Origin of the sequence: Mesorhizobium sp. M0491, from assembly GCF_040321265.1 — a bacterium.
Taxonomy (GTDB): Bacteria; Pseudomonadota; Alphaproteobacteria; order Rhizobiales; family Rhizobiaceae; genus Mesorhizobium.
Genome location: NZ_JAMYRE010000037.1, coordinates 1 through 13,110, shown reverse-complemented (window position 1 = coordinate 13,110; position 13,110 = coordinate 1). Strand labels below are relative to the sequence as shown.

Sequence of the window (13,110 nt, the reverse complement as noted above, 5' to 3'; positions counted from 1 at the left end):
GGGCAATTTAAGCCGGCAGCGTCTCATAGCGATAGGAATTTTTTCTTGACTCTGTGAGGGCAGCTATGCTACATTTTTGCCTGCTGATTTGCGCCAGTGACCCGCCGCCCGGCGGGTTTTTGCCTTTGGAGCTTCGCCAACCGACACGCCGGTAGACTTCCAGAGAATAAACTTAACCCCTGCCGCTACCATCCGTTCCTGAAGCTTGAAAACGCGCCGTTTCGTTTGAGCGTCGGGTCGCCTATATTGCCGGCGATAGTGTTGGCGAGGAGACAGAGATGGCCGAGGACGCCGATCCGGCGCGCAGATCGATCGGTGCGCGGCGCAACCCCGACAGCGCCGATGCCATTCTCGAAGCCGCCGAGGCCGTGCTGGTCGAAGCCGGTTATGCCGGTTTCTCGATCGAGGCGGTGGCGCGGCGAGCCCGCGCCGGCAAACCCACCATCTATCGCTGGTGGCCGAGCAAGGCGGCATTGCTGCTCGAGGTCTATCAGCGCCAGAAGCGCGTCGATGTTCCCGATACCGGGCGGCTGGAGGAGGATCTCGTCGGCTTCCTCAAAAACCTGTTCGCCCACTGGCGCGAGACATCGTCGGGAAGCGTGTTCCGGTCGCTGATCGCCGAGGCACAGTCGGACGAGGCCGCTGCCGCGGCCCTTGCCGACTACTCACTGGGCCGACGATCCCATACCGGCCAGATCATCGAACGCGCCAAGGCAAGGGGCGAAATCCCGGCCAGCGTCGATTCAGCTGTTGTCGCCGACCTGATCGCCTCCTTCGCCTGGAGACATCTGTTGACCAACCGGCTCGACGAGGACGAAGCGACCATCGGCAAGGCGGTCAACTACGTGATGCGAGGCATAGCGGCGCCCGCCCCGTAAAGATGGCAATGAGAAAGGGCGCGGCAACCCCTGGCTGCCGCGCCCTTTTTCAAGGAGCTATCAGTCTTACTTAGCGCTTTCCAGCGTATCGACCGTCTTCTTCAGGTTCGCGTCGGGGATCTCGATCTTGGCGCCGGCGCGCAGCGACTTGACCAGTGCGAAATACTTGTCGCGGATGACCGCCTGCTTGGCCTGGTCCTTGACGTCCTCGAAGGCCGGCGGCTGCTTGGTGCGCTTGTCCTCGAGCTTGATGACATGCCAGCCGAACTGCGTTTGCACCGGCTGCTCGGTGTATTTGCCGACCTCGAGCGCGGAGGCCGCCTTGTCGAACTCCGGCACCATCTGGCCAGGTCCGAACCAGCCGAGATCGCCGCCGCTGGTCTTGCCCGAGGGATCGCTGGTGTGCTCGTTGGCGAGCTTCTGGAAGTCGGCGCCGCCATCGAGCTGCTTGATGATGGCCTCGGCCTCTTCCTTGGTCTTCACGAGGATGTGACGGGCATGCAGCTCATTGGTGGGCGGCGTGTTGGCGATTTCCTGGTCGTAACGGGCGCGGACCTCGGCGTCGGTGACCTTGTCGACGACGCCCTTCTCGACCATCTCGCCATGCAGCGCGCGCTCCTGCAGGAAAGCCATGCGGCGCTGGAAGTCGGGATCCTTGTCGAGCCCTGTGGTGACCGCCTCGGCGGCCATGACGCGGATCTCGATGGCAGCCGAAAGGGCGGCGGCACGGCGCTGCTCGGGCGGCAATTGCGCGAACTGCTGCGACAATTCCCCTTCGGCAAGCACCAGATCTGCTTCGGTCAGGGGCTGGCCGTTGACCGTGGCGATAACCTTGTTCGGATCGACCGGTGCCGCGGCCGGCGCTGCTGCATCCGCCGGAGCGGGAGCGGTTTGCTGCGCCATCAGCGGCGAGAGCGAAAGGGCCGACAGGCCGACTGCCAAGCCAAGGCTGGCGAGCGACGCGCGGCGGAACAACAAGGACATGGGGTAACTCCGGTGGGGATTGAAAGAGGGGTGGCTTCCAGATCGGCCAGATTGTGGCGGAATTTGGCGCAGCCAGCAGGGCCAGCGCGGCGTTGACATCAGTTGAGCCCCCTCTTATCTGTCCAACGACTTTGCGTCCAGAACCGTTTTCCGGGCGCTTTTTGTGTTTGCCAGTGTTCACTAATGTGTTTGCCAGTGTTCACGTGGAATTGATGGGGCCGGCCGGCGCTCATCTCAAGATTGAGAAATTCTATCGAAAGGACCATCGGATGGTCAGTCTCGGCGGTCTCGCCCGTAAGGTTTTCGGTTCCTCCAACGACCGTCGGGTCAAATCGACCCGGCCGCGTGTCGAGGCAATCAACGCCATGGAAAACGAGATGCGAGCGCTTTCCGACGAGGAGTTGGTCGGCCGCACCGCGAAATTCCGCCAGGACATCGCCAACGGCGCCACGCTCGACGACCTGTTGATCCCGGCCTTCGCCACCGCCCGCGAGGCAGCGCGCCGCGTGCTCGGCATGCGCCCCTTCGATGTCCAGCTGATCGGCGGCATGGTGCTTCACAATGGCGGTATTGCCGAGATGCGCACCGGCGAGGGCAAGACCCTGGTCGCGACGCTGCCTGTCTATCTCAACGCGCTCGCCGGCAACGGCGTCCACGTCGTCACCGTCAACGACTATCTGGCCACCCGCGACTCCGAATGGATGGGCCGCGTCTACAAGTTCCTCGGCCTCTCGGTCGGCGTCATCGTCCATGGCCTGTCGGACGAGGAGCGCAGCGCCGCCTACGCCGCCGATGTCACCTATGCCACCAACAACGAGCTCGGCTTCGACTATCTGCGCGACAACATGAAATACGAGCGCGCCCAGATGGTGCAGCGCGGTCACAATTACGCGATCGTCGACGAAGTCGATTCCATCCTGGTCGACGAAGCGCGCACGCCGCTGATCATTTCCGGTCCGCTCGAGGACCGTTCGGAAATGTACAACACCATCGACACCTTCATCATCCAGCTGCAGCCGCAGGATTATGAGATCGACGAGAAGCAGAAGACCTCGATCTTCACCGAGGAAGGCACCGAGAAGCTCGAGAACCTTTTGCGCGACGCCGACCTGCTCAAGGGCGAGTCGCTCTACGATGTCGAGAACGTCGCCATCGTCCACCACGTCAACAACGCGCTGAAGGCGCACCGGCTGTTCCAGAAGGACAAGGACTATATCGTGCGCAACGGCGAGATCGTCATCATCGACGAGTTCACCGGCCGCATGATGCCGGGCCGCCGCTATTCGGAAGGCCTGCACCAGGCGCTCGAAGCCAAGGAACATGTGGCGATCCAGCCGGAGAACCAGACGCTCGCCTCCGTCACCTTCCAGAACTACTTCCGCCTCTACAAGAAGCTCTCCGGCATGACCGGCACGGCGCTGACCGAGGCCGAGGAATTCGGCAACATCTACGGTCTCGAAGTCACCGAGATCCCGACCAATCTGCCGGTCGTGCGCATCGACGAGGACGACGAGGTCTACCGGACGGTCGAGGAGAAATACAAGGCGATCGTCAGGGAGATCCGCGAAGCCAGCGCCAAGGGCCAGCCGACGCTGGTCGGCACCACTTCCATCGAAAAGTCCGAGCAGCTGGCCGAGCGCCTGCGCAAGGAAGGTTTTACCGATTTTGAAGTGCTGAACGCCCGCCATCACGAGCGCGAGGCGGCGATCGTCGCCCAGGCCGGCAAGCCCGGCGCCATCACCATCGCCACCAACATGGCCGGCCGCGGCACCGACATCAAGCTCGGCGGCAATGCCGAGATGCGCATCGAGGAAGAACTCGGCGACATGCCGGCCGGACCCGAGCGCGAGGCGCGGGAAAAGGAAATCATTGCCGACATCGAGCGGCTGAAGGAAAAGGCGCTGGCCGCCGGCGGCCTCTACGTGCTGGCTACCGAACGCCACGAATCGCGCCGCATCGACAACCAGTTGCGCGGCCGCTCCGGTCGTCAGGGCGACCCCGGCCGCTCGAAATTCTTCCTGTCGCTGCAGGACGATCTGATGCGCATCTTCGGCTCCGAGCGCATGGACGGCATGCTGCAGAAGCTCGGCCTCAAGGAAGACGAGGCGATCATCCATCCGTGGATCAACAAGGCGCTGGAAAAGGCGCAGAAGAAGGTCGAGGCGCGCAACTTCGACATCCGCAAGAACCTTTTGAAATATGACGACGTCTCCAACGATCAGCGCAAGGTGGTGTTCGAGCAGCGCATCGAACTGATGGACGGCGAAGGCCTGTCCGAAACGATCGCCGAGATGCGCGAAGGCGTCATCGACGAGATCGTCGCCAAGGCCATTCCCGAAAATGCCTATGCCGAGCAGTGGAACGTTGCCGGGCTGAAGGCCGAGATCGCCGAGTTCCTGAACCTCGACCTGCCGGTCGAAGACTGGGCCAAGGAAGAGGGCATCGCCGAGGACGACATCCGCGAGCGCATCGCGCAGGCCGCCGAAGCCGCCGCCAAGGAGCGCGCCGAGCGTTTTGGCCCCGAGGTGATGAACTATGTCGAGCGCTCGGTTGTGTTGCAGACGCTCGACCATCTGTGGCGCGAGCACATCGTCAATCTCGACCATCTGCGTTCGGTCGTCGGCTTCCGCGGCTACGCCCAGCGCGATCCGCTGCAGGAATACAAGGGCGAGGCGTTCGAGCTGTTCCAGGCGATGCTCGGCAATCTGCGCCAGGCCGTCACCGCGCAGCTGATGCGCGTCGAACTGGTCCGCCAGGCCGCTGAAGCACCGCCCCCGGAAGCCCCCGACATGTTCGGCACGCATATTGACGGCACAACCGGCGAAAACGACTTCGAAGGCGGCGAGACCGCCCTCCTGGTCCGCCCGGAGACAACCGCCATCGTCGCTCCCGAGGACCGCGATCCCAACAACCAGGCTACCTGGGGCAAGGTCGGCCGCAACGAGGCCTGCCCGTGTGGCTCCGGCAAGAAGTACAAGCACTGCCACGGGGCGTTCGCGTAAGGGAATGCTTCCCTTCTCCCCGTCACTATACGGGGAGAAGGTGCCCAAAGGGCGGATGAGGGGCGGCGCGAATCTTCGCGATTAGCCAATCTCCCCACCTGAGGGGGAGATGGCCGGCAGGCCAGAGGGGGGTGCTGTCCCGCTAAAGCCGTCTCGCGCGGACACATACGCTTAGCGTCAGCATAAGGATCATTTCAAGGTAGGTTCAAATTCGCTGCTGATCTCAGTTTGCAGCATCCCACGCGGAAGGTTGCAAAAGGTTTCAATCCATTCCGGGCTAAGGCGAAGTTCGTTGACGATGTCGTCTTGGCGCTTGCGTTTACTATCAAGAATTAGTTCGACCGCACGGCGTAAAAGCCGTGGTTGTTCAAGGGGTATGCGGCGCGGGTCATCCAATGGCTCTTTCTTGCGCCACTTTCGGAATGAGATCTGTTTGTAGAGGTTGAGGGCCTGGTCGCTGTCGATAATTTCAAGATCGTGACACCTGTAAACCATCGCCTGGATAGATACCTTCCATCGCTCTTTCAGCGGCACGAATGCATCAAGGCGCGTTGTGTAAATTTCGTTCGGGAAAGACGTCTTTGGCAGGAGAAAGGCACCGGCAAAACGATTGGCCTCTGCCTCAATTACCTTGAGACGGGCCTTGTCTTCGATCTCGGATTGCTCAACCCACCTATGCAGCACAAGATGCCCAAGCTCATGCGCAAGGTCATAGCGGAGTCGAACGCCAGCTTCCTTTTCGGATGCCATGAAAACGAAGGGCCTATTGCCATTCCAAAATGAAAACGCCTCGACGTTTTCTCCCTCCATTTCATACCGACATATCACAATGCCCTTACTCTCAAGCAGGGCCAAAACATTAGACAACGGACCAGCGCCGAGCCCCCAACTGCGGCGAAGAGAAAGCGCAATGTCGTCGATCTCATCCATTGAGTATGTGCCAGCATTTGCTGGTTCACACTCAGGCAATACGACTGCCGGGTAATTCACGAAGTCGTCGATATAGCGAGCAGTCTGAACAAACCAATCCCCCAGAACGGCGCAAGCTTCGTTCCGGCGCAAAGTCTCCGGCCCAGATTTGCGATAAAAGCGAGTAGTTGAATTGCCGAATAGAGGTCCATCTGGATTGGTAAAGTAAGCAACGGGCTGGCCGAGCACGTCCGCAATCTTCTGGAACGTCGCGGGTTCCGGCAATTTATCCCCGCGCTCGTAAGCCGAGATTGACTGCCGAGTAATACCCACACGATCCCCAAGGTCGCCTTGCGACAGGCGCGCAACCTTTCTGGCATCCCTAAGCTTCGAGGGAATCAAAAGCCGCCCTGCACCACTGGCGCGGACGGCTGATGGAAACTGAAGTACCTTGTTATCCGGCATGATCCTTACGCCACTTATCGATTTCTTCCTTGAGAGTCATAACCGCTTCAAAGTCCGTTTCCTCGACGGGCGGGCCGGCATCCTGAACTGCATGTGGCATCAGCATCAGGTTTGCCGATTTGCAATAGAAACCTGTCTCGTGCTCACTCCTTGGCATTGCCAAATGAGCGAAATTCGGCTCCTTGTGCCCATGCAAAAGCAATAGGTGAGGAAGCCCCGACGTTTCCGTTTTTTCCGGCAGCTTGGGAAGTCCAGACAACCAACCTTGACCGCTCGCACGTTTGTTCGCACGGAACCTGACGTCGCGGGGCTGAGCGCTGTGGTCGGCCACCTGACTTATGGTCAAGACTGAGTGCGACGGCAAGATTTCTAAATAGCGTCCGGTCGGATGCTCAAAGCTCCGCCAGCGGTACTCGAACGGCCACTTTCCCGTTTGAACCAAACGCTCGAATGCGAGGTCTATACTCCATTGAATAACGCGCCCGCGATTGTCGAGAGCGCTGTTGACGTTGAAGATTGGCTCATCCTTAACCACCAACGCCGCTGCTTCGTAAGCGGCCTTGAGCGTTGTCGGGATATAGGAGCGATTGACCAGAGATACCTGGTCGAGAAGAAATGCTTCAGCTTGTTCCAACTGACCGAATCTTTCCTATTTGGTTGCATTTCCCCTCCCGCAACCAATTACGAAAATTCCCTGTTTTTGTCAACCGGCTTTGGCACCGCTTTGCAGCCTCCTTCGCGATCTCGGTGCGCCGCTTAGGAGTCATGTTGGCGACACGCTTCCGCGCTTAGAACCTTCCGCATATTCCAAATTCAAAAACTGAGACACTACCTCCTGCGCTTCTGTTCGTCGGACGAAAACCCAATCGTTGGCTTTTCGCCCGGCATGCCCTCCCCCCACCCAACCGTTTCTTAATGTGTCTCCGCTACACAGAACCCTGAAACGAAGCGGAAAACGGAGGGAAATCGGGGTGCGCTTTTCCGCGGCCACGACTGCCGGGCGGTTCTTGCCGCAGCGTTGGGCGCTGCGCATGGGGCCGTTGCTTGGCCGCATCGATGCCGTGCTGTTCACCGCCGACGAGCGCGGCGAGGCGAGCCGCATGTCTGTCATCGCCTTCTCGGTCCGCATCGTCAGCGCCGTCATCGCCTTCGTCAGCCAGGTGCTGATGGCACGCTGGATGGGCTCGTTCGAATATGGCATCTTCGTCCTCGTCTGGGTGACGATGGTCATCGTCGGAAACCTCGCCTGCCTGGGCTTCCACACCTCCGTCATCCGCTACATTCCCGAATATCGCGAGCGCGGCTTGATGGATGAGCTGCGCGGCATCGTACTGGCCAGCCGTCTGTTCGTGCTGATCGCCTCCACGCTGATTGCCGGGCTCGGCGCGCTCGGCGTCTGGCTGGCGGCACCCTGGATCGAGAACTACTATGTGATCCCGTTCATCCTCGGCGTCATCTGCCTGCCGATGATCGCCATGTCCGACCTTTTGTCGGGCCTGGCACGCGCCAACAGCTGGGCGTTGTTTGCCCTGTCGCCGACCTATCTGGTGCGGCCCGTGCTTATCCTGCTGTTCATGGCGCTGATGCTGTTCGTGGGCTACGCACCCGATGCCAGGACCGCCATCTTCGCCTCGATCGCCGCCACCTACGCCACCACGCTGGGACAACTCATCGGTGTCACCCAGCGCATGGAAAGGCAGATCCCGGCAGGGCCGATGAAGGTGCATTTCGCGCAATGGTTCATCGTCTCGCTGCCGATCTTCCTGGTCGAGAGCTTCTTCTTCCTGCTGACCAATGCCGATGTGCTGATGGTCGGCGCCTATATGGACCCCAACGACGTCGCCATCTATTTCGCCACCGTGAAGACGCTGGCGCTGGTGCATTTCGTCTACTTCGCCGTCAAGGCCGGCGTTGCCCAGCGCTACGCCCAGTTCACCCATGGCGACCCGCAAAGGCTTGCCGCCTTTGCCCGCGAGACGGTGTCGTGGACGTTCTGGCCATCGCTCTTGATGGCGCTGCTGGTGCTGGCGCTCGGCGAGCCGATGCTGGTGCTGTTCGGCCCTGAATTCACATCAGGCTATCCGCTGCTGTTCCTGCTCGTCTTCGGCGTCGTGGCGCGGGCCGCCGTCGGCCCCTGCGAAAGCCTGCTGACGATGAGCGGCAACCAGAACATCTGCGCCGCCGTCTATGCCATGACGCTGGCCTTCAACATCGCCCTCAATGTGGTGCTCATCCCGATGTTCGGCCTGTGGGGCGCGGCAATGGCCACCGCCTTTGCCATGATCTTCGAAGCCGGCGCGCTCTCCTTCACGGTGTGGCGCAAGCTCGGCATCGCCATGCTCATCTTCGTGCCTGCGAAAGGAGCCGCGTGATGGCTGCCATCCCGTTGCTTGAGGAAACCAGCGGCGGCACCGCAGGAGCCATGGTGTCGGGCCTTGCCGGGCTGACCCGCGACGCCGACCCCGCCCATATCGAGATCCTCGCCAACAACCGGCCCGAGCGCAAGCTCGCCATCTACCCGGCATCGGCCGGGTTCGACCTCGTGGAGGAGCTGGATTATCTCTGCGCCCGCACGGTCGAGCCCAACGTGTTCTTCAACCCGCGCTTCCTGGCGCCCGCCATGCCGCGGCTGGAGGATCGCGAGGTGCGGCTGGCGGTCATCCGCGACGGCGACGAATACCGCAACCGGCTGCGCCTTCTGGTGCCGTTCTCGGTTGAGCGGCCGGTGGTGCCGCTCGGCGTGCCGGTCATGCGCACATGGTCGAGCCCGTTCGGTCCGCTCGGCACGCCGCTGGTCGACCGCGACTACCCGGTCGGCGTCGTCGCGGACTTCTTCGCGATGCTGTCGCGCCCGCATCTCAAGCTGCCGAAAGTGTTCGTCCTGCCCGACATCCGGCTCGATGGCCCGGTGGCGAGCCTGCTTGCCACCGTGGCCGAGGCGCGCGGCCTGACGCTGGTCACCACCGGCCAGAGCCAGCGCCCGGCGCTGGAGAGCGAGCTCGATGGAGACGATTATCTGAAGGCCTCGCTGCGCTCGCACCATTATCGCGAGTTCCGCCGCCTGAAGCGGCGCCTTGGCGACCTTGGCAAGCTTGAGCATGTCGTGGCGCGCGGCCCCGAAGACATCCGCCATGCCATCGAAGGCTTCCTGTCGCTGGAAGCGGCCGGCTGGAAAGGCCGCGAACGCACCGCCATGGCGATCGACCGGTTCCGCGCCGCCTTCGCCCGCGAAGCCGTGCACCGGCTGGCCGAGCAGGACATGTGCCGCATCCATTCGCTGACGCTCGACGGCCGCACCATCGCCTGCCTGATCGTCTTCGTCGAAGCCGGCATCGCCTACACCTGGAAGACGGCCTATGACGAGACGCTGGCCAGCTATTCGCCCGGCACGCTACTGATGATCGAGGTGACCAGGCAGCATCTCGACGATCCCAACATCATGATGACCGATTCCTGCGCGGTGCCCGACCATCCGGTGATGAGCCGGCTATGGGCCGAGCGCAAGCCGATGGGCACCCTGGTGATCGGCCTGGCGCCGGACGCCGACCGCCTCACCCGCCAGGCCGCCTCGCAACTGCACCTCTACCGCGAAACCCGCAACATGGCCCGCCTGCTGCGCAACCGCATGAAGAGCTTGCTGGGGCGGCGCTGAGAAAAGGCAGGGTGCGGTTCTAGAGAATGGCACATCTTCGCTGCAATATTTGAGGGGTGGGTGACCGGGAATTTACTTCGGTTGCCAGCAGGAAAACGCGAATATTGATCTCTGCTTATAAAAAAACGAGATTTCTCGCAGAAATTTTCGGTGAAAGCCGATAAGATCTACTCGCATTCTTGTTCTTAATTCACGATAATCTAGTGATTCGGTAGCGATGAGAGAGAAATGTCGCTGAATCATGAGGCCAACGGCGCCCGGCACATCAGTGCGGAGGACAGCGCCGTTGTCCGAAGGGCCGACGAAGACTTCGAAGAACTGATTCGAAGCATTCGAGCCGCAACGCATCAAGCTTTGCCTCTCTTCGAAGAGGAGCCCGTGACCGGATTGGCCCAGTCAGACACGCTGGCCGCCTCCCTCGGCTCGACTTCGGCCCGGACGGGCTCGAGCCAGGCCCGCGCCATGCGCGGCTCCTCGCTCTTTTCCAACGACAGGCTGGATCCACGTGCCGATGACGACTTGGCGTGGTCTTTGGTTGACCACGATGCCGACGCTCCCGATACCGACAAATGGGAATTGCAGGAAGAGGTGGCGAAGCTGCAGCGCTTGCAGGATCGCACCTCGAAAGAGCTTGGGCGAAAATCGCGCGAGCTATCGATCGCGAGTAAGACAATCGCCGACCTGGAGGTCCAACTCAACAAGGCACGGCAGACCATTGCGCAAGCGGACAGGCATGCCGGCCAGCGGGCAACGCGGTTCCTCGAAGCGAATGTCGAGGTTGAGCGTCTGGGCCGGAACCTGGCGCGCGTGTCGGGGCAACTTCGCGACGAGATCATCGCCAGGCAAGCCGCCGAGCAGGCGCGTGAGGACGTTGCATCGCGGCTCGCCAGCTTGCAACAGGCCGCCATGCTGCTTCGTTCCAAAGTCGCGGATTACCAGCTCCACAACGAAAGACTGACCGGCAAACTGTCTGCGCAGATGCTGGTGCAGCAGGACCTGCAGGTGCGGCTGTCCACGGTCGAGCATCAGCGCGGCGTTCTCGGCGATTGCGCCGCCACCGCGCAGGTACGGGCCGCCGAACTTGAAAAGAGGTTGCGCTCGCTCCAGCGCAGCGCCGCCGATCAAAGCGTGGTCCGCGCAACGCCAAGCGTGGGGCAGCGCGCCGAGGACGTGGCCGAGCATCGGCGCCAAACCCCGGAAACCGAGATTGCGACGTTGCGCCAGGAGCGCGACGCGGCGCGCCGAGACTATGGCGCGGTGAAGGTTCAACTCGCCGATCTCCGCTTGCGCGACATGACCGACGAGCTCGCGCATGCCCGTTGCCGCGATGAGAACCGCCAGCTTCACCACAGGCTGGAAACGCTGAGACGCCAGGATCCGCCCAGCGGACCGGCAGCGGATGACAATGCCGATCTCGAACGGACATTCGACGAATTGCTGGCGGCTGGCGAGCTTGGCGCGGCCAATGACGGCGATCCCACCGCGACGCGCAAGGCGTCTTGATCGCGTTGGGATTTGCCACCCAAAGCTCGAAGAGTGAAGGTTGGTGCCCCTAGCCGGAATCGAACCAGCACTCCTTGCGGAACTCGATTTTGAGTCGAGCGCGTCTACCAATTCCGCCATAGGGGCTCAGGCCGGGCGGCCTGGATGGCGCGGGACTATACGGTCGGAGGGCTGTTCGTCAACTGGCCAATTCTCCGGTGCCCTCAAGATGCGACCAATCTGCGCCTTTCGATTTCGTGACGGGGCTGCCATTGTGCAGCGCGGAAAATCTTTCTAGACAGGCGGCGCATCAAAGCGCGGCACGTCTGCGGGGACGGATGGCGTGCGCTGGGTCTTTGTTCTGTGCATCCCGTTACACCCCAACCTGCCTGCGCAATTGAACGACACGCATTAGGAGTGCCGATGCTTCGCGGACTTTACGACTGGACCTTGTCGCTGGCGGCCCGCAAATCCGCCGAATGGTGGCTGGCCTTCATCGCTTTCGTCGAGAGCTCGGTGTTCCTGGTGCCGGCCGACGTGCTCTATCTGCCGATGGCGCTGTCGCGGCCGGATCGCGCCTACCGCTATGCGCTGATCGCCACCGTCGCCTCGGTGCTGGGCGGCATCGCCGGCTGGTTCATCGGCCACTACGCCTATGACGCGGTGGCGAGGCCGATCCTCGAATTCTACGGCAAGTACGACGAGTTCGAAGCGCTGCGCGCGGGGGCAGGCGTCGGCTTCATCGTCCTGATGCTGATCACGTCGGGCGCTGCCCACCTGCCGCCGATCAAGGTGGTGACGATCCTGTCCGGCGTCATCGGCGTCAATTTGCTGTTGTTCGTGGTGCTGGCGATCGTGGCCCGCGGTGGCCGTTTCCTGCTGCTCGCCTGGCTGCTGCGCCATTATGGCGAACCGATCCGCGAATTCATCGAAAAGCGCCTCGGCCTCATCGCCGGCGCCGGCGCGGCTGCCCTGATTTTGCTCTATATCCTGGTCAAATACGCGTTCTGAACAGAACCATTGCGAGCCGGACGGACCGATTGAAATGACAGCGACCATGAATGCCGACACCGGACGCCAGCGCACGCTAACCGCCTTGTTCCTCGCCGTCGCCATGGCCGCAACCGTCGGCTCGGCGCTCGGCTTCCAGTATCTCGGCGGCTACATCCCCTGCCACCTCTGCCTCGAACAGCGCACGCCCTATTATATCGGCGTGCCGCTGATGGTGCTGGCGGTGATTGCATCGATGCTGCACGCACCCAGCTGGCTGACGCGCGGCCTGCTGGCCGCCGGCGGCATCCTGATGCTCTACGGCCTCTATCTCGGCGTCTACCACTCCGGCGTCGAATGGCAGTGGTGGGCCGGCCCGACCGATTGTACCGCAGGCGCCGGGCCGGTCGACACCGGCGGCAAGGGCGTGCTCGACGCGCTCGACAAATTCGTGCCGCCGTCCTGTGACAAGGCCGCCTTGCGCATCCTCGGCCTGTCGCTGGCCGGCTGGAACGCAATCGCCAGCCTGATCCTCGCCGCCGTAGCCTTCCGCGGCGCCCTCACCCGCGACTGATTGAGCAGCGCGACGCAGAGTTCGAGCAAAAATTCGCCAGACTGAGCCGGATGGCGCGACTTTCGACGTCCGAGCAAGATCGACCCCCACTCCGTCTCGGCTTCGCCGAGCCACCTTGTATCTACACGAGAGAGATTTCGTGGGATTAGAGCGATTGAGCCAAGGTCCGGGCGG

General features: G+C 62.0%; 10 protein-coding genes and 1 tRNA gene. 7 read left to right on the top strand and 4 right to left on the bottom strand.

Going from position 1 to position 13,110, the window contains the following annotated elements; genetic code table 11:
• The first annotated feature begins 278 nt into the window (after positions 1 to 278).
• The gene (locus NKI69_RS31540; protein WP_023811147.1) at positions 279 to 878 is read left to right on the top strand and encodes a TetR/AcrR family transcriptional regulator; all 600 of its coding nucleotides are present in this window, start codon (positions 279 to 281) and stop codon (positions 876 to 878) included.
• Between the two features lie 66 nt (positions 879 to 944).
• Here the strand turns inward: NKI69_RS31540 and NKI69_RS31535 are convergent, their stop codons facing one another.
• On the bottom strand, positions 945 to 1,862 hold the full coding sequence (locus NKI69_RS31535; RefSeq protein WP_023811146.1) for a peptidylprolyl isomerase: 918 nt from the start codon (positions 1,860 to 1,862) through the stop codon (positions 945 to 947).
• A gap of 269 nt (positions 1,863 to 2,131) precedes the next feature.
• On the opposite strand from NKI69_RS31535, the gene secA reads away from it, so the two are divergent.
• Positions 2,132 to 4,864, top strand: a complete 2,733-nt coding sequence (gene secA / locus NKI69_RS31530; RefSeq protein ID WP_023811145.1) for a preprotein translocase subunit SecA — start codon at positions 2,132 to 2,134, stop codon at positions 4,862 to 4,864.
• 189 nt (positions 4,865 to 5,053) lie between these two features.
• On the opposite strand, the gene NKI69_RS31525 is transcribed toward secA, so the two are convergent.
• Positions 5,054 to 6,238 (bottom strand): XRE family transcriptional regulator, encoded by a 1,185-nt coding sequence (locus NKI69_RS31525; protein WP_023811144.1) that lies wholly within the window; start codon positions 6,236 to 6,238, stop codon positions 5,054 to 5,056.
• Entirely contained in the window at positions 6,228 to 6,872 is a 645-nt protein-coding gene (locus tag NKI69_RS31520; RefSeq protein ID WP_023811143.1) for a hypothetical protein, read from the bottom strand. Before NKI69_RS31520 ends, NKI69_RS31525 begins: the two co-directional genes overlap by 11 nt.
• Before the next feature lie 337 nt (positions 6,873 to 7,209).
• Here NKI69_RS31520 and NKI69_RS31515 point away from each other — a divergent pair, with 337 nt between their 5' ends.
• From NKI69_RS31515 to NKI69_RS31505, 3 genes are all read left to right on the top strand, one after another.
• Positions 7,210 to 8,610 (top strand): lipopolysaccharide biosynthesis protein, encoded by a 1,401-nt coding sequence (locus NKI69_RS31515; protein WP_023811142.1) that lies wholly within the window; start codon positions 7,210 to 7,212, stop codon positions 8,608 to 8,610.
• On the top strand, positions 8,610 to 9,890 hold the full coding sequence (locus NKI69_RS31510) for a GNAT family N-acetyltransferase (RefSeq protein WP_352723267.1): 1,281 nt from the start codon (positions 8,610 to 8,612) through the stop codon (positions 9,888 to 9,890). The genes NKI69_RS31515 and NKI69_RS31510 overlap by 1 nt, the downstream gene beginning before the upstream one ends.
• A 228-nt stretch (positions 9,891 to 10,118) precedes the next feature.
• A complete protein-coding gene (locus NKI69_RS31505) occupies positions 10,119 to 11,393 on the top strand; it encodes a coiled-coil domain-containing protein (RefSeq protein WP_352723265.1) in 1,275 nt (424 codons plus the stop codon).
• 41 nt (positions 11,394 to 11,434) lie between these two features.
• Here the strand turns inward: NKI69_RS31505 and NKI69_RS31500 are convergent.
• Positions 11,435 to 11,519, bottom strand: a tRNA-Leu gene (locus NKI69_RS31500).
• 276 nt (positions 11,520 to 11,795) lie between these two features.
• On the opposite strand from NKI69_RS31500, the gene NKI69_RS31495 reads away from it, so the two are divergent.
• Complete coding sequence (locus NKI69_RS31495; protein ID WP_023811139.1) at positions 11,796 to 12,383, top strand: YqaA family protein; 588 nt, start codon at positions 11,796 to 11,798, stop codon at positions 12,381 to 12,383.
• A gap of 34 nt (positions 12,384 to 12,417) precedes the next feature.
• On the top strand, positions 12,418 to 12,936 hold the full coding sequence (locus NKI69_RS31490; RefSeq protein WP_023811138.1) for a disulfide bond formation protein B: 519 nt from the start codon (positions 12,418 to 12,420) through the stop codon (positions 12,934 to 12,936).
• Positions 12,937 to 13,110: the final 174 nt, after the last annotated feature.